The sequence below is a fragment of the Novosphingobium sp. genome (assembly GCF_019748365.1).
Lineage (GTDB): Bacteria > Pseudomonadota > Alphaproteobacteria > Sphingomonadales > Sphingomonadaceae > Novosphingobium.
The window spans coordinates 45419-67483 of the sequence record NZ_JAIEPN010000093.1; the positions used below are offsets into that span (position 1 = coordinate 45419).

General features: G+C 64.7%; 22 protein-coding genes. 13 read left to right on the forward strand and 9 right to left on the reverse strand.

What is annotated here, in order from left to right:
• The first annotated feature begins 131 nt into the window (after positions 1–131).
• The 11 genes from K5Q19_RS11875 to K5Q19_RS11925 are packed head-to-tail and all read left to right on the forward strand — an operon-like array spanning position 132 to position 10100.
• Entirely contained in the window at positions 132–1877 is a 1746-nt protein-coding gene (locus tag K5Q19_RS11875) for a GspE/PulE family protein (RefSeq protein WP_292945294.1), read from the forward strand.
• Positions 1874–3100, forward strand: coding sequence for a type II secretion system F family protein (locus tag K5Q19_RS11880; RefSeq protein ID WP_292945297.1), 1227 nt, complete (start codon positions 1874–1876; stop codon positions 3098–3100). Before K5Q19_RS11875 ends, K5Q19_RS11880 begins: the two co-directional genes overlap by 4 nt.
• Positions 3097–3519, forward strand: a complete 423-nt coding sequence (gene gspG, locus K5Q19_RS11885; protein ID WP_292945300.1) for a type II secretion system major pseudopilin GspG — start codon at positions 3097–3099, stop codon at positions 3517–3519. Before K5Q19_RS11880 ends, gspG begins: the two co-directional genes overlap by 4 nt.
• Positions 3503–3943, forward strand: a complete 441-nt coding sequence (locus K5Q19_RS11890; protein WP_292945303.1) for a prepilin-type N-terminal cleavage/methylation domain-containing protein — start codon at positions 3503–3505, stop codon at positions 3941–3943. The genes gspG and K5Q19_RS11890 overlap by 17 nt, the downstream gene beginning before the upstream one ends.
• Positions 3940–4347 carry a type II secretion system protein gene (locus tag K5Q19_RS11895; RefSeq protein ID WP_292945306.1) on the forward strand — a complete coding sequence of 136 codons (408 nt, stop codon included), beginning with the start codon at positions 3940–3942 and terminating at the stop codon, positions 4345–4347. Before K5Q19_RS11890 ends, K5Q19_RS11895 begins: the two co-directional genes overlap by 4 nt.
• Entirely contained in the window at positions 4344–5027 is a 684-nt protein-coding gene (locus K5Q19_RS11900) for a prepilin-type N-terminal cleavage/methylation domain-containing protein (RefSeq protein WP_292945308.1), read from the forward strand. Before K5Q19_RS11895 ends, K5Q19_RS11900 begins: the two co-directional genes overlap by 4 nt.
• Entirely contained in the window at positions 5024–6046 is a 1023-nt protein-coding gene (locus K5Q19_RS11905) for a hypothetical protein (protein WP_292945310.1), read from the forward strand. Before K5Q19_RS11900 ends, K5Q19_RS11905 begins: the two co-directional genes overlap by 4 nt.
• Positions 6043–6612: a type II secretion system protein GspM gene (gspM, locus tag K5Q19_RS11910; protein WP_292945312.1), complete on the forward strand. Its 570-nt coding sequence runs from the start codon at positions 6043–6045 to the stop codon at positions 6610–6612. The genes K5Q19_RS11905 and gspM overlap by 4 nt, the downstream gene beginning before the upstream one ends.
• Positions 6572–7090: a hypothetical protein gene (locus tag K5Q19_RS11915; protein ID WP_292945314.1), complete on the forward strand. Its 519-nt coding sequence runs from the start codon at positions 6572–6574 to the stop codon at positions 7088–7090. Before gspM ends, K5Q19_RS11915 begins: the two co-directional genes overlap by 41 nt.
• Positions 7087–9249, forward strand: a complete 2163-nt coding sequence (gspD, locus tag K5Q19_RS11920) for a type II secretion system secretin GspD (protein WP_292945317.1) — start codon at positions 7087–7089, stop codon at positions 9247–9249. The genes K5Q19_RS11915 and gspD overlap by 4 nt, the downstream gene beginning before the upstream one ends.
• Positions 9246–10100, forward strand: coding sequence for a type II secretion system protein GspK (locus K5Q19_RS11925; RefSeq protein WP_292945320.1), 855 nt, complete (start codon positions 9246–9248; stop codon positions 10098–10100). Before gspD ends, K5Q19_RS11925 begins: the two co-directional genes overlap by 4 nt.
• 45 nt (positions 10101–10145) lie before the next feature.
• Here the strand turns inward: K5Q19_RS11925 and K5Q19_RS11930 are convergent, their stop codons facing one another.
• A complete protein-coding gene (locus tag K5Q19_RS11930) occupies positions 10146–10988 on the reverse strand; it encodes a cell wall hydrolase (RefSeq protein ID WP_292945323.1) in 843 nt (280 codons plus the stop codon).
• 159 nt (positions 10989–11147) lie between these two features.
• Here K5Q19_RS11930 and K5Q19_RS11935 point away from each other — a divergent pair, with 159 nt between their 5' ends.
• Both K5Q19_RS11935 and K5Q19_RS11940 read left to right on the forward strand, forming a co-directional pair.
• Positions 11148–11747 carry a hypothetical protein gene (locus K5Q19_RS11935; protein ID WP_292945326.1) on the forward strand — a complete coding sequence of 200 codons (600 nt, stop codon included), beginning with the start codon at positions 11148–11150 and terminating at the stop codon, positions 11745–11747.
• A gap of 127 nt (positions 11748–11874) precedes the next feature.
• Positions 11875–12999 carry a hypothetical protein gene (locus tag K5Q19_RS11940; RefSeq protein ID WP_292945329.1) on the forward strand — a complete coding sequence of 375 codons (1125 nt, stop codon included), beginning with the start codon at positions 11875–11877 and terminating at the stop codon, positions 12997–12999.
• 12 nt (positions 13000–13011) lie between these two features.
• On the opposite strand, the gene K5Q19_RS11945 is transcribed toward K5Q19_RS11940, so the two are convergent.
• The 8 genes from K5Q19_RS11945 to K5Q19_RS11980 form a co-directional block, all read right to left on the reverse strand.
• Positions 13012–14604, reverse strand: a complete 1593-nt coding sequence (locus K5Q19_RS11945) for a GSCFA domain-containing protein (protein ID WP_292945332.1) — start codon at positions 14602–14604, stop codon at positions 13012–13014.
• Positions 14605–14675: 71 nt separating this feature from the next.
• Complete coding sequence (locus K5Q19_RS11950) at positions 14676–15704, reverse strand: hypothetical protein (RefSeq protein WP_292945335.1); 1029 nt, start codon at positions 15702–15704, stop codon at positions 14676–14678.
• Positions 15705–15915: 211 nt separating this feature from the next.
• Positions 15916–17019, reverse strand: coding sequence for a polysaccharide biosynthesis/export family protein (locus tag K5Q19_RS11955; protein WP_292945338.1), 1104 nt, complete (start codon positions 17017–17019; stop codon positions 15916–15918).
• Between the two features lie 167 nt (positions 17020–17186).
• Positions 17187–17939: a hypothetical protein gene (locus K5Q19_RS11960; RefSeq protein WP_292945340.1), complete on the reverse strand. Its 753-nt coding sequence runs from the start codon at positions 17937–17939 to the stop codon at positions 17187–17189.
• A 3-nt stretch (positions 17940–17942) separates the two neighbouring features.
• Positions 17943–18773: an ABC transporter permease gene (locus K5Q19_RS11965; RefSeq protein ID WP_292945343.1), complete on the reverse strand. Its 831-nt coding sequence runs from the start codon at positions 18771–18773 to the stop codon at positions 17943–17945.
• Positions 18770–20230 carry a hypothetical protein gene (locus K5Q19_RS11970; protein WP_292945345.1) on the reverse strand — a complete coding sequence of 487 codons (1461 nt, stop codon included), beginning with the start codon at positions 20228–20230 and terminating at the stop codon, positions 18770–18772. Before K5Q19_RS11970 ends, K5Q19_RS11965 begins: the two co-directional genes overlap by 4 nt.
• An 82-nt stretch (positions 20231–20312) precedes the next feature.
• On the reverse strand, positions 20313–21605 hold the full coding sequence (locus tag K5Q19_RS11975) for an NAD-dependent epimerase/dehydratase family protein (RefSeq protein WP_292945348.1): 1293 nt from the start codon (positions 21603–21605) through the stop codon (positions 20313–20315).
• Positions 21606–21677: 72 nt separating this feature from the next.
• Positions 21678–22031, reverse strand: a complete 354-nt coding sequence (locus tag K5Q19_RS11980; RefSeq protein ID WP_292945351.1) for a hypothetical protein — start codon at positions 22029–22031, stop codon at positions 21678–21680.
• Between the last annotated feature and the right edge of the window lie 34 nt (positions 22032–22065).

The following is a 22065-nucleotide window of genomic DNA, read 5'->3' on the forward strand; positions in this document are numbered from 1 at the left end:
GGTCGTAACACAAATGACGCATTGGACCCATAAGGCGGTCGAAACGGTGCTGGTTGGCCTGCCGCGGGCAATTTTTTTGAGCCAACATGAATAATAGCCATGCAGCATCTGGTCTGACCGCGAGGGTTAACGTGCTCGGTAAAGCAAAACTCTCGGCAGTTGCAGGCGGATCGCCCGAGGCCACGCTGACGGGCTCTGCCCTCAGCGCTGCGCAAGATGGCGCAAACTCCATTGATTCCGTGCTCGAAGCGCGCGCCCTGCTTTCGCGCGAAGCCCTGTCCCGCGCCCGTCTGGTGCAGCAGGAAAGCGGTGAGCGCATCGAGTCGGTTGTCACCCGCCTCGGCCTGATGTCGGAACAATCGCTTTGCGAGCATCTCGCCGACGCCAGCGGGATGCCCATGGCGCCGGCCGAAATGCTGCGCGAGCCGGTTGCGCTTGAACAGCCGGTCGCGGCCGACTTCCTGCGCGATATCCGCGCTGTTCCCATTGCGATCGATGATGCGCGGGTCTGCGTTGCGGTCGTCGACCCCTTCGACCTTTTCGTCGAGAACGCATTCCGCTTCCTGTTCAAGCGCCGGGTGGATCGGGTCATCGCCCGCGCCAGCGATATCGACGCCGCGATCGAGCGTCTCTGCCATGATGGCACCGATGCGGCGGTGATCGAGGATACCGTCGAATCCGGCGACATCGACCGGATGCGCGATCTGACGAGCGACGCGCCGGCCATCCGCACGGTGAACCGTCTGATCGCCGAGGCGGTCGATGCCAATGCCTCGGACATTCACGTCGAGCCGAGCGATGACAGCCTGACCGTGCGGTTCCGCATCGATGGCATGCTGCGCCTCGTCACCCGCTTGCCCCAGGCCATGCGCTCGTCCGTCGTGGCGCGCATCAAGGTCATGGCCGGGCTCGACATCGCCGAGCGCCGCATCCCGCAGGATGGCCGTCTCAGGCTGGCCGTCCGCGGCCACGAAATCGACCTGCGCGTCGCCACCGCGCCGTCGATCCATGGCGAAAGCGCGGTCCTGCGCATTCTCGACAGGTCCAACCTCAAGCTCGAATTCGCGGCACTCGGCCTTGATGACCGGCTGGTGAAGCAGTTCCGCGAGGCGATCCACCTGCCCTATGGAATCGTGCTCGTGACCGGCCCCACCGGCAGCGGCAAGACCACCACGCTTTATGCCGCGCTTGCCGAGCTCAACCAGATCGAACGCAAGCTGCTGACGGTGGAAGATCCGATCGAGTACCGCCTGCCCGGCATTGTGCAGACGCAGGTGCAGCCCGGGATCGGTTTCACGTTCGCCACCGCCCTGCGTTCGTTTCTACGGCAGGATCCCGATGCGATCATGGTCGGCGAGATCCGCGACGTCGAAACCGCGCAGATCGCGGTGCAAGCCGCGCTCACGGGCCACATGATCCTCTCGACCCTCCACACCAACACCGCGGCAGGTGCGATCACCCGGCTGATCGACATGGAAGTGGAGCCGTTCCTCCTGAGCTCGGTGCTCGCCGGGGTGCTGGCACAGCGGCTCGTCCGGCGCCTGTGCATGCACTGCCGCGTGCCGTTCGCGCCGGATGAAGCGCTGCTGGCATCGCTCGGTATCGATGCTACCGTCGGCGGAGAGAACCATTTCCACCGCGCTGCCGGCTGCACCGCCTGCCATGGCACAGGCTACAGCGGACGCATCGCGCTGTTCGATTTCCTGCCGGTGGATGATGCGATCGCGCGGCTGATCCTGAAGCGTGTCGATGCCCGCCAGATCGAGGAATGCGCCAGCGCCGCAGGTCACCGCTCGCTGCTGCAGGAAGGCTATGCCAAGGCCGCGCAAGGGCTCACGACCATCGAGGAAGTTCTCAGGGTTGCGAGCGGCGAATGAGCGCAGCGCCCGCCTTTCGCTATCGCGCGCTGCGCGGTGATGGCCGGATCATTGCCGGGCAGCTTGATGCGGCCAGCGAAAGCGATGCCCTCGCCCAGATCCGGCGCAGCGGCAACACGCCGGTCGAACTGCGCCTGATCACCGGCGCCGCCGCAACCGCGCCCCCCGGCGAGGGCATATCACGGCGCAACAGCGCGATCAGCCGCGCCGTGATTGCCGAACTCGCCGTCCTCCTCAAAGCGGGCCTCCCGCTCGACCGGGCGCTGGCGCTGGCGGTCGGCAACATCGACGATCCCGCCACGGCCGAGGCCATGGGCATGCTGCTGAGCGCCGTCCGTGAGGGTGCACCGATTTCTCGAGCCATGCTCGACAATCCGGCGCTGTTCAGCCCCGGCGAGGCGGCAATGGCCGAAGCCGGCGAGGCGAACGGCAAACTGGGCGAAGCGATGGAGCGTCTGTCGAAGATGCTCGAACAGGCCGCCGAACTGCGGCGGCTGGTCATCACCTCGATGATCTATCCCATCGCGCTGTCGGTGATCTCGGTCGGCGTGATCCTCATGATGCTGCTGTTTGTCGTGCCGCAGTTCGAGCGGCTTCTCGACAACAGCCAGGCCGAACTGCCCTTCGCCTCGATGGCGGTGATTGCAGCAAGCCAGTTCCTGCGCGCCTACGGGCTCTGGCTTCTGGCGGGGCTGGTGGTGATCGGCCTTGCCTTGCGCAACGTGCTCGCCCGGCCTTCCAGCCGGATCCGGTTCGATCAGACCATGCTGCGCCTGCCGCTTGTCGGTGACCTTGTGCGGCGCATCGAGACCGCGCGGTTTTCCCATACGCTGGGCGCATTGCTCGAAGGCGGGGTTCCGCTGCCAAACGCGCTCGCCCTGGCCCAACGCACCGTCGGCAACACCGCAATTGCCGCCGCAATTGCCACGATTGCCGAAGGCGTGCGCGAAGGCGGCGGTCTCTCCGCGCCGCTCGCCGCAACCGGCATGCTGCCGCACCTCGCCATCGGTTTCATCCGGACCGGCGAGGAAACCTCGCAGCTCGCCCTCATGCTGTCGCGCCTTGCCGTGGTGCTTGATCGCGACGTGCGCACCCGGCTGGAGCGGCTTGTCGCCATTCTCACGCCGACCATCACGATCGTGCTGGGCACCGCGGTGGCGGTGATCATCGCCGCGGTGATGTCGGCGATCCTCGGCTTCAATGAACTGGCGGTATCGCAATGAAAAAGAATGACCGGAATGAGCGGGGCTTTACCCTGATCGAGCTGCTGGTGGTGCTGGCCGTGCTCGGCCTGCTGGCCGCCATCGTCGGACCGCAGGTGATCAAGTATCTCGGCAGCTCGCGCACACAGACCGCCCAGATCCAGACCAAGAACATTGCAGCCGCGCTCGAGCTGTTCAAGCTCGACGCCGGGCGCTACCCAACCAGTGCAGAGGGCCTGACCGCTCTCGTCAAGGCGCCCACCAGCGATCCGAACTGGAACGGGCCCTACATCGCCGATGCTGCCGCCCTGAACGACCCCTGGGGCAAGCCCTACCTCTACAAGGTGCCGGGCGATCACGGCGAGGTCGATGTCTACAGCTTCGGCTCGGATGGTGCCGCCGGCGGCACCAAAGAGGCCAAAGATGTCGGCAACTGGTGAGCGGCCGCGCGGATTGCGCCGCGATGCCGGATTTACCCTGATCGAACTGCTGGTGGCACTGGCCATCGCGGCCTTGCTGACCGGTATCGCCTTTCCGGCGCTGCAGCATCAGCTGCAGCAAAGCGCCCGGACCGAAGCCCGGATGACCGTGGCGCTCGTGCTTACCGAGGCCCGCGCGGATGCCATTGCCGGGGCGGCGCCCGTCCGGGTGTCGTGGTCCGCTGCCCGCCGGACGCTGCAATCCTCATCCGGGCGCCCGGCCCGCACCCTGCCGGCCGCGGCAAAGCTCGAATGGCCCGCCGGGGGGCTTGCCTTCTTCCCCGATGGCACCGCCATCGGCGGGGACGGCGCGATTCAATCCGCTGGCCGGGCCGACCACTTCGCGGTGGACCCGGCCACTTCGCGCCTCGTGTTCTCGCCGTGATCTCCGCCGCCGCCCGCCCGCAGGGGGCACCGCGCGGCCCCGGTGAAGCGGGGTTCTCGCTGATCGAGATGCTGATCGCGCTGGCCATCGTGACCGCGATGACCGGCGCGCTGGTCGGCACCGTGGGGCAGGATGCGCGGGCACGGCTCGCGGTCCAGCAGCGCCGCGAAGCCCTTCTCGTGGCCCAATCGGTGCTCGACCAGATGGCCGACGCCAATGCCCCGCTCGAGGGCCGCTGGCGGGGCTATGGCTGGCGCGTCCTGCGTCAGCCCTACCAGCTTGCCGATCCGCTTGATCGCCATCCGCTTGAACAGATCACGGTTTCCGTCGGTGCTATTGGCGGTGTTGCCGGATCGAAACGCGGCGAGATCATCCGGCTCAGCACGGTGCGGATCAAGCCATGAAACGCCCGCAAACGTCCGCCGGATTCACGCTCGTCGAAATGCTGGTCTGTCTGGCGATTATCGCCATGGTTTCGCTCGTCCTCGTCACGGGGATCGGCCGGATGGATCTGCGCCAGCGGCTCATCGGGCAGAAGGATGCGCAGATCGACGAGATCGCGCAGGCGCAGTTCACGCTGCGCCACCTGATTGCCAACATTCATCCCTCGATCAGCCCCCTGACGGGCAGTACCGTGGATTTCACGGGCAATCAGTTCGGCCTCGAATTCGATGGCCAGCCGCCCGGCAATGCCGGGCCGGACGCTTTCCAGCGCTATCGGCTGCGGCTCGAGCGCGGCGGCGATCTCATGCTCTACCGCATCAGCACGCTCAACGAGACGGTCGACCGGCGCCAGCAAGAGGAGACCGGCTGGACCGCGACGCGGTTGCTTTCGGGCGTATCGACCATGTCCGTCCGCTACTTCGGCCCCCAGGCCAGCCGTTTTGCGGGCGCGGGCATGCCGCCGCCATGGCAGCTGCAGTGGACGGGCCGGGATGTACTCCCCTCGCTCATCAGCCTGCGGGTCGAGTTTCCTCCCGGCGACAAGCGGTCATGGCCTGATCTGGTAGTGCGGCTGCGTGCCGCCAATGGCGATACCTGCGCACGCGATCTGCGCACGGACGAGTGCAAGGGCACACAATGAGCGGACGCAGCATCCTTCAGGCAGACATGCACACCGTCGGGCAGTGGATCGCCGACGGCGTGCGCTGGTGGCTGGATCAGCTCGCCGCGATGGCGCCGAAGCCGCTGCAGGAATGGCGCGATGGCCGGCGGATACTGGCGGACTATGACCCCGGTACCGCCGCCTTCCAGCCCCGACCCGATTCCTCCGGTGCCTATCCCGCGCGCTCCGGCCCGGTCACGATCATCCTGCCCCCCGGCTTCTGCCTGACCCGGACAATCGAACGGCCGGTCATGAGCCCCCGCGACATGGAAAGCATGGTCCAGCTCGATGCCGCGCGGATCATGCCGATGGGAGACGCGGGCATGATCCTCGCCGCCCGGATCGCCACGCGCGCCGAAGGCAATGGCCGGATGCAGATCGAGGTGGCCGCGATGCCGCGCGCCGCGGCGGAGGGTCTGGGCTCCGCGCTGACGCAGCTCGATCAGCCCTGTCACGCCATCCTCGCCTCCGCGCCGACGCCGCATTCGGCCCCGCCGATCGACTTTCTCCCCGCGTTCCGAAAGTCCGGTCTGGTGCGAGACCCGAGCCGGGGCGCCCTGCCGCTGTGGATCGCGGTCGCCGCCCTGTTTGCGCTCAACCTCGGCTTGCTGGTCTGGCGCGATACGGCGGCCACCGCCGTGCTCGAGGCGCGGATCGCGGAGCAGCAACCGGCGGTGAACGCCGTGCGCCGGATCAATGCGCTGATCGCAAAGTCGGACCAGTTTGCAGCCGCCACGGTGGAGGCCCGCCGGACCGGCGAGCCGCTGACGATGCTGTCGCGCGTCGCTTCGGCTTTGCCGCAAGGAGCCTGGGTGCAGCGCTATACATGGCAGGGCGATGCGCTGCGGATCAGCGGCTATCGCCCGCAGCAGGCCGACATTGCGGGCGGCCTGCGCCGCGCCGGGCTCAGTGTGCAGCGCTATAGCGATGCCTCGTCGGCTGCGCAGAGCCCCCTCGGACAGCCCTTCGAAGTCACCGTGCGGATGGCAAGGCCATGAGCGCGCGCGGCCTCTCCCCCCGGCAGTCGCAGGCGGCGGCCCTGCTCATCCTGCTCGCCTTGCTGGCCTTTCTGGCCTTTCTGGCCTTCGTGATTGTCGGGCCGCTGATCGCCGGCTTTCAGGAACGCGCGGCGCAGCGCGAGCAGCTCGCCCTGCAATACAGCGCCAACGTGCGCAACGTCGCCGCCATCCCGCGGCTGCGCAGGCTGGCCGGCACGCACGAGCAGCTGCTGGGCGACTTCCTGCTCGAAGCGCCCGATGAAGCCGGCGCCGGCGAAGCGCTGCGGCAGCGCTTGCAGGCAGCCATCAGTGCGCTGGGCGGCGAGTTCCGCGGCGCTGAGGACATTGCCGCACCGGCTCCAGGCCAGGCCGCGGTGCGGGTCACCGCGCGCCTGTCGGAAAGCCAGCTCAGCCAGTTTCTCGCAAGTGCCCAGAATTCCAAACCCTATCTCACCATCACGGCTCTGGTCATTGGCGCTGATGAAGCCCTCGTGACCGGACAGGCTTCCGCATTGGATGTTCAGCTTGAAGCATCGATTCCCTTTCGCCCTTCCGCCAAGCGGTAGCAGCGCGCGCCTCCCGGCGCTGCTCCTGCCGGTGCTGGCGGCTGCGGCCCTGCTGCAGCTGCTGCTGCCCTATGGCGAAGAGCTGCCGGCCGCCGGTGTACCCGCGCGCCAGAAGCACATCGCCGCGCCGCCCGAGGTGCCGCGGGTCATGGTCCCCGCAGCGCTCCAGGGGCGCGGGCTGTTCTCGCCCGCCGCCGCCCCCGCTGCCGGTGTCGCGGCGCCCAGCGATGTTCTTGGCGGCGCGGTCATCGCCGGCACTGTCATGCACGGACGAAGGCTCTATGCGGTCGTCCAGGAGCGCGGCGGCAGGATCCGCCATGTCGCCCCCGGCGGCATGGTCGCCGGCTGGCGCATTGCCGGGCTGACCCCCAGCGGCGCCCGCCTGCAGCGCGGCCAGGAACAATTCAACGCAGCCTATGGCGCCATCCCCACCGGACCCGCCGCACCCGCCCCTGAAGACCCGGAAGACGGCCAATGATCTCTCGCCAAGTGCGTCTCAAGCCCAGCCTCCTCATTGCCCTCACCGGCACCACGGCGTTTGCCGCGGCTCCGCCCCAGCTCCCGATTCCGGCAACCCCGGAACTGGCGCAGATAGAGGATCCCGGCGCCGTCAGCAGCGCCGCAGCCCCCGCGCAGCCCCCTGCCCTGCCGCTGCCCCCGGCCTCGAACGATCCCGACTACAAAGTGCGCTCGACGCTCGTTCCGGGCACCGAACCGCCGCCAGTCATCCCGAAGACCGCCGATGCGAAGACGAAGCCGGGCGACATTGCGGTCAACTTCCCCGATGCAGACGTTGCGGTCGTCGCCCAGGCGGTGCTGCGCGACATCCTCGGGCGTAACTACGTCATCGCGCGCGGTGTCAGCGGCCGCGTCAGCCTGGTCACGCCGGGTCCTGTGGCGAAGTCGTCGCTGCTCGAACTGTTCGAGCGGGCCCTGCGGCAGAGCAATCTGGCGCTGGTGCCGGTTGCCGGCGGCTTCGAGATCCAGAACGCCGCCGCAGCGCGCGGGCTCATCGGCGCCAACGCGACAGGCTTCGGCACTGAAGTGCTCTCGCTGCGTTTCATCAATGCCGATGAAGTGCGCAAGGTGGTCGATTCGATCCTGCCAGGTGTGGTCACCGCGACCGACCCGGCGACGGGCGCCATCACCATTGCCGGCACCACCGGCCAGCGCGCCAGTGCGCGCGATCTCTTGAAGCAGTTCGATGTCGATTGGCTGCGCAACACCAGTTTCGCGCTGTTCGTGCCCAATCGCACCGACGCGCGGCTGATCGTACCGTCGATCGACAAGCTCATCAACGCTGCGGATTCGCCGACACGCGGATTGGTGCGGCTGATCACCATGGAAGACCTCAACGGCATTCTGGCGATCAGCATGCAGCCGCAATACCTCACCGATGTGAAGCGCTGGATCGAGATCCTCGATCGCGAGGGCGAAAGCAACGAGCGCAGGCTTTTCGTCTATCAGGTGCAGAACGGCCGCACCCGCGATCTGGTGCGCACGATCAATGCCGCCTTCGGGACAGGCAACAACGAGGCCGGCGGCCAGAACGGCAATGGCAACGATGCCTTCGCCGATCCGCGCGATACGTCGCAAGGCGGAATGCCTCGCGGCGGCGGGGTCGGGCCGGTTCCGGGCGCAAACCTCCCCCGCCCCGCGTTCGGGCAGGCTCCGGGCAACGGCGCGGCAGCGCAGGACGGCTCTGCACAGGGCAACGGTAACGGCGCCGCCATGGGTCTGCGCATCACCGCCGATGAGGTCAACAGCGCGATCATCGTGCTGGGCACCCAGCGCGAGTATGCCACGATTGAGGATGCCTTGCGCAAGCTCGATGTCGCCCCTCGGCAGGTGCTGATCGAAGCGGCCATCACCGAGGTGAGCCTGAACGACGATCTGCGCTACGGGGTGCAGTGGAACTACCTCAGCGGATCGAGCCAGGTCGGCTATTCCGAAGGCACGACGGCGGTGCCGGTCCAGACTTATCCCGGCTTCTCCTATTTCTATGGCGGCAACAGCATCACCGCCACGCTCAACGCGCTGCAGGAACGCACCAACGTCAAGGTCGTCTCGGCGCCGAAGCTGCTCGTGCTCAACAACCAGAGCGCGGCGCTGCAGGTGGGCGATCAGGTGCCGATTTCGACCGGGTCGGCCACCAATCTGGTCGGCAACACCAACGCCGTGATCAACACGATCGAATACAAGGACACCGGCGTGATCCTCAAGATCACCCCGCGCATCAACGCCAGCGGGCTGGTTCAGCTCGATGTGTCACAGGAAGTCAGCCAGATCAGCACATCGGCGGCCGGAAGCTCGGCCACCCAGCGCCAGTCGCCGACGATCTCGACCCGCCGCATCGCCTCGACCGTCTCCGTGCGCGACGGCGAAGTGATCGCGCTGGGCGGCCTGTTCAGCGATACCAGAAGCTTCGGCAAGAACGGCATTCCGCTGCTCTCGCAGATCCCGGTTGTCGGGGGGCTGTTCGGAACCCAGCGCAACACCGACCGGCGCACCGAATTGATCGTTCTGCTCAAGCTCAAGGTCATCGAGAATGCCGACGATGCCAGGGCTGCGACGGATTCCCTGCGGAAGAAGATCCGCATGCTCGAACCGTTCAAGGGCTCCGGCACGATGCCATGAAGGCCCTGCCACCAGACGCTGACGAGCGCGGCTTTGCGCTGATTGCCGCGGTGGCTAGCCTTGCCGTGTTCGCCGCGATCGCGCTCGTCGTGATCAGCGCGACCCGCATCGATCTGGCCAAGGCGCAAGGCGAGCTGGCGAGTGCGCAGACGCGGCTTGCAGCGGAGGGCGGTCTCGCCATCGCCCTGCACGGGCTGATGAACCGTGATGCGGCCACCCTGGCGCTGCTCGATGGCCGCACGCAGGAGCTCGATTTCGCTGGTTCGCACCTCACCATCACCTTGATCGACGAGCGCGGCAAAGTGAACATCAACGCGATCGAGGCGCCGGTGATCGAGCGCATGCTGAGCGAGGCCGGTCTCGAGGGTCAGGCGATGGCGATTGCCCGCGATTCGCTGCTGGATTGGCAGGATTCCGACGATGAGGCCCTCCCGAACGGCGCCGAGGCCCCGTACTATGCAAGGCAGGGGATCACCCCGCGCAACGGCGGCGTGCAGAGCATCGATGAACTGGGCACGATCCGGGGCTTCACGCCAGCAGTCGTTGCTCGCCTGCGCCCCTTCGTCACGGTGGAGCGCAGCGCCGTGCCGTTTTCTTCACGCTATGCCGGCCCGCAAGCGCTGGCGGCAATCGGCGACGGCCGCGGCGCCATCGCGGGGATCGAGCGCCAGCGCGAACTGAGCGGGCAGCGCACCGCGATCGGCTTTACGGACCCGGCTTCCTGGACCGGCCGCCCGATCACTGTCCACGTCGAGGCGGCGGCGCCCGGTCGGGGGCGGTACCGGCTTGAAGCGATCGTCGAACTGACCGGAAAGCCCGCCCATCCCTATGTCGTGCGGCGGATCAGCTAGCGCATCTTCCGCCATTCGCCGGGCGGCCAGCGGTCCGATGAGAGACTAGTTCTGTCCGCCGGGAATGAGGCCGGCAGTCCCCGCGGCCGCCATAGGAACGCCCCACGGCGCGAACATCTGCTGTGTCGCGCCGGGTGCCGCACGCACGGGCGCCCGCGGCGCCGAGCGCCCTTTCACGCGCGAAGCCGCCAATGCGGCCAGGGCGGGCGCCTCGCCAGACAGCGACGCGGGAGAGGACCCGGCCGCATCTCCGGGCATGCGGTAGAAGATATGGGCGCCGATCTGCGCCACGCGGGTACCGGTGTCGGCCCAATAGGGATTGACGTAACTCGCGTGATAATGGGTCGCCCCGTTCACGCGATCCGGCGCCTGCCCGGTCAGTACCGACAATGCCGCCATCCGGGCGGTGAGCAGCGTGGTATCGCGCAAGCGGCGGCGGATCGAACCATCGCAGGTGAACGTGAACTGGCAGCCCGTCGTCCGCTGGGACCCTTCGAACACCACCCCGCAGACCGAGCTCGGAAAGCGGGCCACGCGGGTGCGGTTGAGAATGACCTGCGCCACCGCCTGCTGGCCGGCAATCGGCTCCTGACCTGCCTCATAAGCGATGGCCATGGTCAGGCAATCGAGCGCGCGGCCTTCCGTAGTCGAAGCGGCAGAAAGGCTGTCGACATCAGGCGAGCTCCCCACAACCGGAGGATAGGCGGCGAGTGGATTGTAGGCGGGTGTGGCCTCGGGCTGCGGAGCGCTGCGCACGAACAGTGGTGTGCTCGCCGGCCCGATCCGCGCCGGGGTGGCAGCGCCGAGTACTGCAAGCCCCCCCTGCTGCCCTGGCAGGTCTTCGGCGAGCGCGGCTTGCGGCAGAGCAGCCACCACGAGGAGCGCCATCGTGGCCCACCCACGTACCGCGCCAGCATAAGGAACAATCGAGGGAATCTCACAAACCATTATTAGCCGCCCTGAACGGATTTTGTTTCATTTGATTGACACATTTTGCCGTGAAGGGAAGGTCGGTCCGTCTCTGGCAGGAATCGTTGCAGCTTCATCATGACGCAAGCACCATCACCGCTCATCAAGACCGTGTTTCTCGCCGCCATATTTGGCTGTGGCCCGGCTCTGTCGCCGGTAGTGGCTGCACCCGGACAGGCGGCCGCCGCAGAGCGTGCCTGGAAGCCGACGCACTTGCCCGAACGGCAGCTGACCTGTTCAATCCGGCACATCACCAACTTCGATCCGGGCAAGCTCCAGACTGCCGCCGAACTCCAGTACGATGCCGTTCATCCGCTGACGCTGGTACTCCCCGGCATCCCGGTGCGAACGACGCCGCCGCCCGAGCCGCAGGACGACCCGGAACCCGTCGATCCGCGCACCCGGATCACCGTGGATCCCGGCAACATTGCTCCCACAAGGAACGGCACTTTCGACCGGGTGATCGACTACTGGCCAGAGCGAACCGAACTCTCGGCGGTCATTTCCGGAGACCTGCTCAACGTCATCGTGATCAACAACTATGATCCGGCAACCCAGACCGCGAACTTCTTCATGACGCGAGCAACCGAACTCACCCACTTTCAGCCAAATCATATCTATCAGGGGGCATGCCAAGTCCGGTTCGGTGCCTCTGCAGACGGCAAATCGAAGGCCTAGCCGGTTGCCCCCATGCTCGCGGCGCGCCGATCCTTCGTGCCCTTGTCCGGGATCATCGCCCGCATCCTCTTGAGGGCCAAGCGGCAGATAACGTCATTCTGCCATTTTGCGGCAGTCGAAACACGCGGTGTTCAAGGCGCTTGCCGCGAGCCATGTTATGGGTCTTGAACTGATGGCTATGCGAAGACCTCGCCTCATGAGCATGGCCGCACTGGCCTGTGCCGGGTTGGCCCTGGGGATCATGTCCCAGACCGGCAGCGCCGCACCCGCTGCCGATTGTTTCTCTGCCACCGACAATACCCGGTTGCGGTTTGAAGCCTACCAACAGGCCCCACCGCCGCGGGACGGCGCGCCATATCCTCATTATCCGTTGTCTGACGCGGTTTCGGGGCAGTTGGGCCGCCTGGCCTCGGCCCCGAAGGGCATTCGGACGTGGTATTACCACTGGGCCAATCGCGCGGCGACACCGCTGATTGGCGCCGGCGGGCGGCAGATCATCCGGAAATTGAACCTCGAACCGTCGATGACGGGCAATCGTCGCCACCGCTCGGCGTTCAGCTCGATCGACCGGGCCAACGCCTGCACGCTGGCGCAGGCTTCAAGTCTGCTGGGACAGGATAAGCGCGCACGGCGCTATGCCCGGGAAGCAGGGATCGTGCTCATCAGCGAGAAGGCGTTGCCCGACACGGCTTCGCCATCACCGGCCGATACCTGCGTGCTGGCATCGGGCAAACTGCCTCCCCGCGCCAGCGGGATCATGCTGGACTACGAAGTGCAGGATGGGCGCGACCCGCAGATGACCGAAAGGTTTCTGACGTCTTACGCAAAGCTGGTCCACGCGGCAGGCAAACAGGTCATCCTGCTGGTCAATCCGCTCGATTCTCCTGGCCAACAGCGCTTCACCGGCGTCACCGCCGAGAACGCGCATCGGATCGTCGCGCTGTTTGACCGGACGACGCTGGTGCTGTGGAGCCGCAATGCCCAAAAGTCGCTGCCCGCCAGTTACGCTGCCCAGATGGCGATCGTGAAAGCCGGCGGACCGGTGGACCCCGGTCGGCTGCTTATCGATTTCGAACTGGCGGGAACAACGCTCGAGGATGCGCGCTTCGTGCATCAAATGATCATTCGCGACAGGCTGGCCGGAGTCCTGTTCTGGCGCAATTATGCCAGCCAGGGCGGCTCTTGCTCCGCGCCGGTCAACCAGCGGATCGCGGCAATCGCCTTTGGCGACGTTGCCGGTGACGGGAACTGACCAAATTCAGCGTCAGGCTGACGCGATGAGCGACAGGATCTGTTCGCGCCGACGCCGGAAGTACGGCTGAACCGGCTCCAGGCCCCGCACCAGATCCTGCGCCGCTGCCACACGGCCGGTGCGGGCAAAATGATCCGCGCATTCGATGATGACCGGCGGCTGATCGTCTCCGCGCTGCAAAGCCTGTTCGTAATAGCCCTCAGCCGTGACCGGATCGGTTTCGGCCAGCGCACGCGCCAGCAGCAGATAGGGCTGCGGCGTGCTGCGATCTGCGGCAATCCAGTCGTTTGCGGCAGCCTTCGCGGCGTCGATCTGCGAAAGCGCGAGGAACGCACGGAGCTTGGTGCCGTAGAAATGCGACCGCGCGGTTGCCCGGGGAGGCACATCGCCCAGCAGGGCCAGCGCGGCTGAAGCATCGCCGCGCGCAAGGCAGATCCTTGCTGCCAGCACCGGTTCCAGCAAGCCACCTTCCATCACATGCACGGCGTCGTCCAGCCGTCCGGCCAGCAAGGCTGCATCGGCATAAGCATTGGCGAGTTCCGGATCGTCGAGCAGATCCAGCCGCCCTTCCATCAACCCCAGGATCCCGGTGCGGTTGCCGCGCAGCTCGCGCAAGGCGTCGCGGATGCTTTCGCGATCAAGTCCTGCTGTGCCGGCCCCGACATAGGCGGCAACCATCCGGCCGACGTTGGTTTCGACCGCGCGCGGCGTCACATGGACGTTGTCCTCGGTCCAGACATGATCGCGCTCCGACAGCGTGATGCTCTCATAGCTGGGGAAGTAGTCGACGAAATCGAACTCGGCCGCGGCCTGCTCGGCAGCAACCCGCAACACCGACTTGGAATAGCTGTTGGCCACCATCACATCGACCGGCCGATAGGTCGCCGACAGCGGCACGGGGGATACCGTCAGCACGACCTTGATGCCCGGGGTCCCGTGCTCCCGGATCAGCAGCAGCGCCCGGCGCAAGTAGTCGTAGGATTCCTCCGGCGAGAGCACGTGCAGATCGAACCGGCCCGGGTTGTCGCGCAGAATCGAGCGGCGCGGAGCAACATTGAGGTAGTGACCATGCTGGTTGTCGAACCAAACCTCAGCCAGACCCAGCGTGATGATCACCGCTCGGCAATGGGTGATCGAGCGATAGGCCGAAGCAATGGCCCGCCGCCGCGTGCGCAGCACTTCCAGCGTGGTGGGGCGGATACTGGCATGAAGATGCATGTCGACCCAGTTTTCCCGAACCGGCTCGAAACAGCGCATCGGATCGAAACTGTCGTCAAACGCCCAGGACAATTCGTTCCAGATCGAGGGCGTGCCGTAGTTGTTGAGCACATCGAGCCCGACCGCACCGAAGTCTTCATCGCTTTCAAACAGATGTCTCGTCGGCAGGGCAAATCCCCGAAACGCCAATTCGCGTTCGACATGGCGGGCAAAGCACGACCCGATCGTGAAGATGGTCTCGCCGGGCGCGAACTGAAAGGTCGGCTTGAACTGCGGTTTCGCGATCGGCGACAGCCGCCCCGGCTCCCCTCGCCGAGGCCAGCGCCCAACCGTGTTGTCCTTGATGTTCGAAAGCGCCTCTTCGGTGCTGACCTTGATCAGTGGCATCAACCTCGTCCCCTGGTCAGGTCCGTGCGGCCCGGATCGGCCGCGTCAGATGCCGCAGCATACATCCCGGATCAATCATCGCCATCCCAGCAAACGCGTTCGATCGCGGCCAGGGCGTCTTTCAGGCGCGGCAAGGGCGATGCCACCTGATCGGGAAACTCGTTCTTGACGAACCGCAGATAATCCTGCGCGCTTTCGCTGCCATAGAGCTGCTTGATCAGCCGCACCTTGGAGATCGCCATCATGTACCGGCGCGCAGGATCGCATGAACGTTGCATCGCCCGACTGGCCAGACGTTCCTGCTCACGCGCGGGCAGGCCTTGTTCAAGCTGGTCGATCGCGGATTCCGGAATGGGCTTGGTGCACAGAAACAGCGCGGTCGAGCAAACCTCACCGATGAATGTGAAGTATTCCGAAAAGAATTCCTGATCGGTCTTGATGAACGGCAACCGTTCATAAAAATAATCCTGCTGCACCACGATCGAGACACCGGGGATCAGCCGCGGAAAGTAATTTCGCATAACGAAGCGGCTGATTTCCGGCAGCTTCAGAACATCGAGGAACAGAATTTCAATCGGATCCTCGATGCCTTGTCCCGTCTCCAGAATGTCGCCCAGTCGAAGATCGACCAGATCCGCGACCGGCTCGATCATGGCTTCGACAGCGTCGGCAAACGATTCACCCGGCTCTGCCATGCCTTCGACGTTGTTGCGCTTGAAGAACGCCGGCATGCCCGGATTGATGATGGCGCGCTCGAACGAGATGATCGGCTTCGTCCAGCGCTTGGTCGCCGTCTTGAACGACCGGTTCTGCCGAAGGCCCTCGCCGAAGCACACTGTCGAGGCGCCAAGGAATATGCCCGCATCGATGATCAAGCCGCTCCCCGTGTAACGCTCCCGCGCCAGCGTAAACAACACACGCTTCTCAAGCATCGACATCATCGAGGGAACCTTGACCGCCGACTGGCTGATGCTCCCGAGCAAACGCGAAAACGCGGGGTTGAACCGCACCATGCGCATCGGTTCGGCGTCAGGCTGCGGCTCCGCCGTGGCCAGCCCCGTCGCAGGCAGCACCGTCGCCGCTGGACCATGCTTGACCATCACCAAGTTCCTTTTCACAATATCATGCATTGCCGCGTGCTATACCCATTGTGCCGCATGTGCCGAGAAATTTTGACGTTGCCGCCGAGAGCATGACGGGGAAATCGGCGTCGGACGCCCCGCAGCGCTTCATGCGACCAATACATTCATCGATCGACCCGGTTGGCAGTGCCCCGTGTTTATAGAGCGGGCACTGCCGACCAGACATTGATCAGTACGTAAAGCGCTGGGTTGTCCGGCTTTTGCCGATGCTGGTGATCTCGTTGAAGAGCTGCGCCAGCTTGCTCACCTGAACCGACTGCGAAGTCGCGACATAAACGACGTCACGGTCACGCATCGCGAAGTTCTGCGCCAGAAGCAGGCCGTCGGCCGACTTGAGGTTGACCTGATACACAACCGGCACCGTCGCATTCGCCGCCAGATAGTCAGGCAGTGGATCGGTCCGCAAAGACTTTGCGACATCGACAGGTTCGTACCGCAGCACATAGACACCGAAAGGATCGGCAAGGCTGTCATTCAGCCCGCCACCATTGCCCAGTGCCTCCGCGAGATTCACCTTCGACTTGGCAAACGTCACTTCCTGATTGCGGTTGGTTGCGCCAAGCACAACCAAGGTCTGGGGCTCCTGCGACAAGGTGACAAGATCACCCGGAACCAGATAAATGTTTTCATTGGGGTTCGCCTGCAGGTCGACAAGCCGCACGGACCGCACGACGCCGCCGCGCGTCAGCTGCACGATCATGTCCCGCGCCTTGCCGGTCGTTCCCCCGGCCTGCGAAAGCGCATCGAGCAGGCGCGTGCCTGCACCGAAGAGCGGAACCCGGCCAGGGCGGTTGACATCGCCGCCGATGGTCACCGCATTGTCGGTCGTCTGCACCACCTGGACAAGCGCCTGCGTCTGGCTGGCTTTCCCGCGCAGCGCCGCGATGATCGCCTGTTGCACCTGGCGCGTGGTCAGCCCGGCAGCACGGATCTCGCCGGCAAACGGCACCATGATCGTACCGGACTGATCGACCGTCTGGACCGGGACCGTTGCGCTTTGCGCGCCGACCAGACCCGGCTGGGTCGCAGTCGCGGCGTTGACCGGTCCAAGCAGACCAGACCCGAACTCCCAAAGCGTCACCGAAACCGCGTCGCCGACATGAACCGTGACGACCGGCGGCGGCGCCGGGGTAGCCAGCGGACTGAACCCGTCAGGGGCCGCACGCGACAGCGCAGTCAAGGTAATCCGATCAACCGGAACCAGCAGGAACGGCGGCGCCTCGCTGCCCGCTTCCTCCGAGATCTGCTTCGAAAGCGGACCCGTAATCGGCATCGAGGCACAACCCGCAAGCGAGAACATCAGGACGCCGGGCAGAAGTGCTCGTGCAAGACCTGCACGCGAGAGTCTGCTCATTACAGCGACGGTCGGCAAGAATTCATGATCTGTCACGGCGTGCCCCAGGTTCTTTGGCAGGGATGGAAGGAATGCAAGACATCAGGTCACTCGGCGATCCTGGCCATGGCTTGAGTTCCGGCTCTGCCTTCTTCGAGTGACGGCGCTTCGACCGCCCGATGGTCTTGGCTGACGGCGCTGGCCGCCTGTCCGGCCGCGGCATCCGCTTCGAACAAGGCAATCGCGTCGCGCAGGTTCTCAAAGAACAGCGGGGAGGCATCGCGTCGCAGCACGAGGGCGCAATCGCAATAGGCCTCCGCCACGCGGGGCTGGCGGGTGGCCACTACTGCCCCTGCCGTCGCCGTACGCGCCTCGTAGAGCTGACGCCAGAGATCGCGCGTTGCCGGATCGCCGGGACCGATGATGTTGTCGAACAGATAGGTATCGAACGGAAGCGCATAAGTCAGCGCATAGGCGACCGACAGGCGGGTCCGCACAGGCAGGTCGCGCATCGGACGATCGATCCAATCCCTCAGATCGAGGATCCCGCAAATGAAATCGACAACCTCGCCGGGATCGGCATCATAGATCCGGGCAGCAAAGACGATGTTCTGCCTGACCGAGCTGGCAAACCGGAAAGCCCGGTTGTAGCCCGCCGGGAACGACAGATGAGCCCGCCGTTCGATGCGTCCGCCGGTTGGATCGAGGATGCCGGCAAGAAGCCCCACGAGCGTGGTCTTGCCGGTCTCAGGTCCGCCAAGGATCGCCATCCGGCGGTGCGACGGCAGATCGATCGTGACGCCATCGATTTCGTTCCGGCCACGCTGATAGGCGAAACTGACATTGTCCAGCCTGATCATGGCTCAATCCTTCTCTTCAAGAAAGCGGCGCGTACCCGCTTCGAGCAGCAGCCCAAAGAACAGCAACACCACCGTAAAGGTCACGATGTAGCCGTAGTCAGTCAACTGATTGGGATAAAAGGGATAAAACGCGTGGCGGAACCAGTTCACACCATGAATGACGGGATTGAGCGCGAAGTACCAACGGCTGTCAGGTGGAAGATAAGCGGCAACAAAGTAAGGCCCGGAGAAATGCAGTGATGCGCGGGCGATTGCCGGCCAGAGCAAATCCCACGCCGGGATGATCCGCGCGATCACCGAGTTCAGTATGCCGGTCGCGATCCCCAGCATGAGCACAACCAGCAAAGCGGCAATCGCTGTCACCGGATCGCCGGGAATTGCCGCATTGACCCCGAAAAACAGGTAAAGGCTGGCGAAGAAGCCGATCGCAACCACTGCGCTGCTGACCAGGTGCAGCAAGGCATGCACCAGTATGTGGTCGAACGGCCGCTCGATGGGAAACCGCTGGCGCTGCGCCACAGCATTCAAGGGTTGGCGCAGGCGCAGCGAGGTATGGATGAAGAGATAGATCGGAAAGACGCCCGTGCCGATAAACAGCAACAGGCTCGAACCATAGGGCGGCGTCCGTGACAGCGCGGAGAACAGCAATCCAATCGTGGCAACAATGACCAGCGGCTCGATCCCCGAGGCCAGATACCCGAGCGTGAAATTCTGCCCATGCCGCATGCCCGCTTCGCGGAACAGCAAGGCGGAAAGCACGTTGTACTGATTGCGAAGTGCCAGCCGCCGCGGCCCCGCAGCGTAGATACGGCCACTCGGGTAGGTCTGGGTCAAAGCCTATGCTCCAGGATCGAGTTGCGCACCAGCAAACCGACCACCCAGACCATGCCGGCCCCTGCGATCAGAAGAAGGAACGCCATCCAGCGATCGGGCGCAACCGGGCTTTCCGGCAGCGACGGGCGCACATAGGTGGTCAGATAGAGCCGCTGCGCCGCGGCAGCAGATTGCGCGTTGCTGAGCGCAGCCTGCGTGGCCGAGAGTACGCTGTTGGCATTGGCCAGCTGCGTGCTGAGAACCTGGAAATTGTTCGTCGAGACCGTGTTCGCGGTGCTGACAGCGCCTGCGAGGGCGCGCTCGTTGGCCGCAAGCTGCTGGCGCAGGAGCACAATCTGAGGAGCCTTGGGATTGTGCAGCTGCCCTTCCAGAACTTCGATCTGCGACTGGATCAGCGCGATGTTGGCCCGCGTGGTCGTGGCGACCTGCGTGTTGGCCTGGATAACCCCGAGCGAGGGGCTGTCCGCACCGCCGCGCGCCAGATTCGCAATCTGCCGCTGCAAATCGGTCACCTGCTGGTTCGCCCGCTCAAACTGCTCCTTGGCAAATCGGACCGTATCCGCCTGGGACTGGTTGCCGATGTCGTTGACGAGCTGGTTGGACAGGCCGAGAAGCGCGTTGGCAATGTTGAGGCTGTCCTGCGCGGCATACGCCTTGACCCGAACGAGCGCGAGACCGGTCGTCACGTCATAATCGGACGAGACCATGCCCTTCCAGTAGCGACCGAGTGCCTCCTGGCTCGCCGTGTCGGACAAGCGCGTGAACGGATCGGACGGCTTGCTGTACATCGCCTTGAGGTTGACCTTGGCGTGAACATCGTTCGCGGCCTGCGGGCTGCGGGCATAGTCGGCAACCGTGAAGTTATCGAGCAAGTCACTGCCCGGCGTCGGATTGCCGCCGAACAAGGCAGAAAGGGAGGCACCGCTGTTGGACTTCCCCATCGCTGCCGGGTTGCCCACCGGCACACGCACCGAAAAACGAAACTCGGTGACATACTGATCGGGCAGTACGAAGAAGATGTACAACGCCCCCAGCACGATCGGGGCAACGAACGAGAGCGCGAACCAGATCAGCCCGCCCTTCGACATCATGCGCGTGCGACCGGGCAACGACGGTCCGGATACGCTGGAATCGGGCTGCTTGTCCGATGAAGGACGCAGCATGAAGGGGCCTTCCGTCTCCGGAGCGACCGGTGTTTCGGTTTGGGTTCCTGCGGACGCAGCGTGGGCCGACGACAGGTCAGGATCGAGGCTGTTGTATTCGCGGGTGGTGCGCAGCGGCGCCTCCACCAGTCTCGCTTCGTTCGTGCCAGACCTGCCCTCCGCGCGAGCGGCAGGCAAACGGGTCATAAGGTCCCGCAACGAGCGCGTGGCAGCCGGCAACGTGCCGTCTCCGGCCTGCCCCTGCCCCTCGTCGTGCTTCTGCTCGTCCCCAGTTTCGCCGCCAGCGACCATCACTTGTATCCCCTGTTACCTTCCGACCCGGTTGCTAGCCGTTACCGCATCAATTTCATTGCCGGTCACGATGTCCCGGCCCCGATCACATCGCCGTTGTCAGCCGTGCATAGACGTCGTTGCCAACCAGCATCATGTTGATGGCCGGCGACTGCGCTTCACAGCGGGCCATACTCGGTGCCTCCGCGCGCGGCTCGACAGGGCTTTCCGGATGGGGCCCGGTCCACTGCGAGACACAAGGTATCTTCTCGAGGTTGCAGCGATCAGCATAGCGCCGCGCGATGTCGGTGACTTCCACAGCCAACCCCTCATGCAACTGCGTCGGACGCAGGCCCAGCTTCAGGAAGCGCTCGTTGCAGACCGTCAGATCATTTTCGGAGGCCTCTACGCGCGGATTGGGCACAAGCTCGTAGGGCGCGCCGGTCATCTTTTCGATCATCCGCGCGAGATCGATGAGCCGATGCGTTTCGGTCATCTGGTTCATGATGGCGACGCGCTCGCCGCGCTGCGGCGGATTGGCGATAGCCAGTTCGATGCATCGGACAGTGTCGCGGATATGGATGAAGGCGCGTGTCTGACCACCGGTTCCGTGCACGGTCATGGGGTGCCCGATCGCGGCCTGCATCAGGAACCGGTTGAGCACCGTGCCGTAATCGCCGTCGTAATCGAAGCGGTTGATCAGCCTTTCATCAAGGCTGGTCTCTTCAGTCTGCGTGCCCCACACAATACCCTGGTGCAGATCGGTGATGCGGGTCTTGAAATTGCGGTTGTAGTACCAGAAAAACAGCGCATCCTGCGACTTGGTCATGTGGTAGATGCTGCCCGGATGAGCCGGATACAGGATCTCGATTTCCTTGGCGCCCTCGGGCGTATTGACCGTGACCGGCAGATAGCCTTCCGGAATCTGCATCCCGGCAGTGCCATAACCATAGACCCCCATCGTTCCGAGATGGACGAGGTGGATGTCGAGACCGCTGTCAACAATCGCCGACAACACGTCATGCGTGGCATTGAGGTTGTTGTTGACAGTGTAACGCCGCTCGCGCGTCCCCTTCATGGAATAGGGCGCAGCGCGCTGCTCGGCAAAGTGCACGATCGCGCGCGGGCGCTCGCGCTGGATCAGATCGAGCAACTGGTCATAGTCCGAACCGACAGTCAGTTTGACGAACCGGATGGTCCGCCCGGTCACTTCGCGCCACGCAGCGAGCCGCACGCTGATCGAACTGATCGGGGTCAGCGAGTCGGCTTCGAGATCGATGTCGATCTTCCGGCGCGAGAGATTGTCGACGATAACGACGTCGTAACCGAGCTTCGACAGGTGCAATGCCGTCGGCCAGCCACAAAATCCATCGCCACCAAGCACGATGACTGTTTCCAAGTTCTTACCCCCCAAATCGTGGCTGGCGTCGAGACTTGTCCGCAAGGACGACCTCGCCCAGCAAAAGCCGGTTCAGATGCCGGTTTCGCGATCATGGCGCCGGATCAGGCGCAGACCTTCAAGCAGAGCCCCCAGAATCCAGCGCTGTTCCATGGCGCTGGCGCCGTCCTTGTAATAGCCCAGAACCTCTCGGATGGTGCTCGGGAAGGCTGCGATGGCTGCCTTGATGCGGGCCGTTTCGCCTTCGGCAAGAAGGTTGAAAGCGGCTTCGATTTCAACGAGTTCTTCGTCCTTCAGCTGGCCGGCCACTTCATCCGAGATCGCCAGCTGCTGCTTCTTCACCTTGCACAGCGGTTCGCGAATCCCGCCTTCGGGAGGCTGGCGCACAATCTTGATATTGCGCGGTTCATCAATGAAAAGGAGCATGGTTTACCCTTGAGAAACGGTTACTCGTCATCGA

Coding starts and splice junctions, on each gene's coding strand:
- K5Q19_RS11890 (WP_292945303.1), top strand. CDS start 3,503: ATGTCGGCAACTGGTGAGCGGCCGCGCGGATTGCGCCGCGATGCCGGA.
- K5Q19_RS11960 (WP_292945340.1), bottom strand. CDS start 17,939: ATGATCAGGCTGGACAATGTCAGTTTCGCCTATCAGCGTGGCCGGAAC.
- K5Q19_RS11945 (WP_292945332.1), bottom strand. CDS start 14,604: ATGCCACTGATCAAGGTCAGCACCGAAGAGGCGCTTTCGAACATCAAG.
- gspG (WP_292945300.1), top strand. CDS start 3,097: ATGAAAAAGAATGACCGGAATGAGCGGGGCTTTACCCTGATCGAGCTG.
- gspM (WP_292945312.1), top strand. CDS start 6,043: ATGAGCGCGCGCGGCCTCTCCCCCCGGCAGTCGCAGGCGGCGGCCCTG.
- K5Q19_RS11980 (WP_292945351.1), bottom strand. CDS start 22,031: ATGCTCCTTTTCATTGATGAACCGCGCAATATCAAGATTGTGCGCCAG.
- K5Q19_RS11900 (WP_292945308.1), top strand. CDS start 4,344: ATGAAACGCCCGCAAACGTCCGCCGGATTCACGCTCGTCGAAATGCTG.
- K5Q19_RS11905 (WP_292945310.1), top strand. CDS start 5,024: ATGAGCGGACGCAGCATCCTTCAGGCAGACATGCACACCGTCGGGCAG.
- gspD (WP_292945317.1), top strand. CDS start 7,087: ATGATCTCTCGCCAAGTGCGTCTCAAGCCCAGCCTCCTCATTGCCCTC.
- K5Q19_RS11925 (WP_292945320.1), top strand. CDS start 9,246: ATGAAGGCCCTGCCACCAGACGCTGACGAGCGCGGCTTTGCGCTGATT.
- K5Q19_RS11930 (WP_292945323.1), bottom strand. CDS start 10,988: ATGGCGCTCCTCGTGGTGGCTGCTCTGCCGCAAGCCGCGCTCGCCGAA.
- K5Q19_RS11880 (WP_292945297.1), top strand. CDS start 1,874: ATGAGCGCAGCGCCCGCCTTTCGCTATCGCGCGCTGCGCGGTGATGGC.
- K5Q19_RS11955 (WP_292945338.1), bottom strand. CDS start 17,019: ATGCCGATTACGGGTCCGCTTTCGAAGCAGATCTCGGAGGAAGCGGGC.
- K5Q19_RS11950 (WP_292945335.1), bottom strand. CDS start 15,704: ATGGTCAAGCATGGTCCAGCGGCGACGGTGCTGCCTGCGACGGGGCTG.
- K5Q19_RS11935 (WP_292945326.1), top strand. CDS start 11,148: ATGACGCAAGCACCATCACCGCTCATCAAGACCGTGTTTCTCGCCGCC.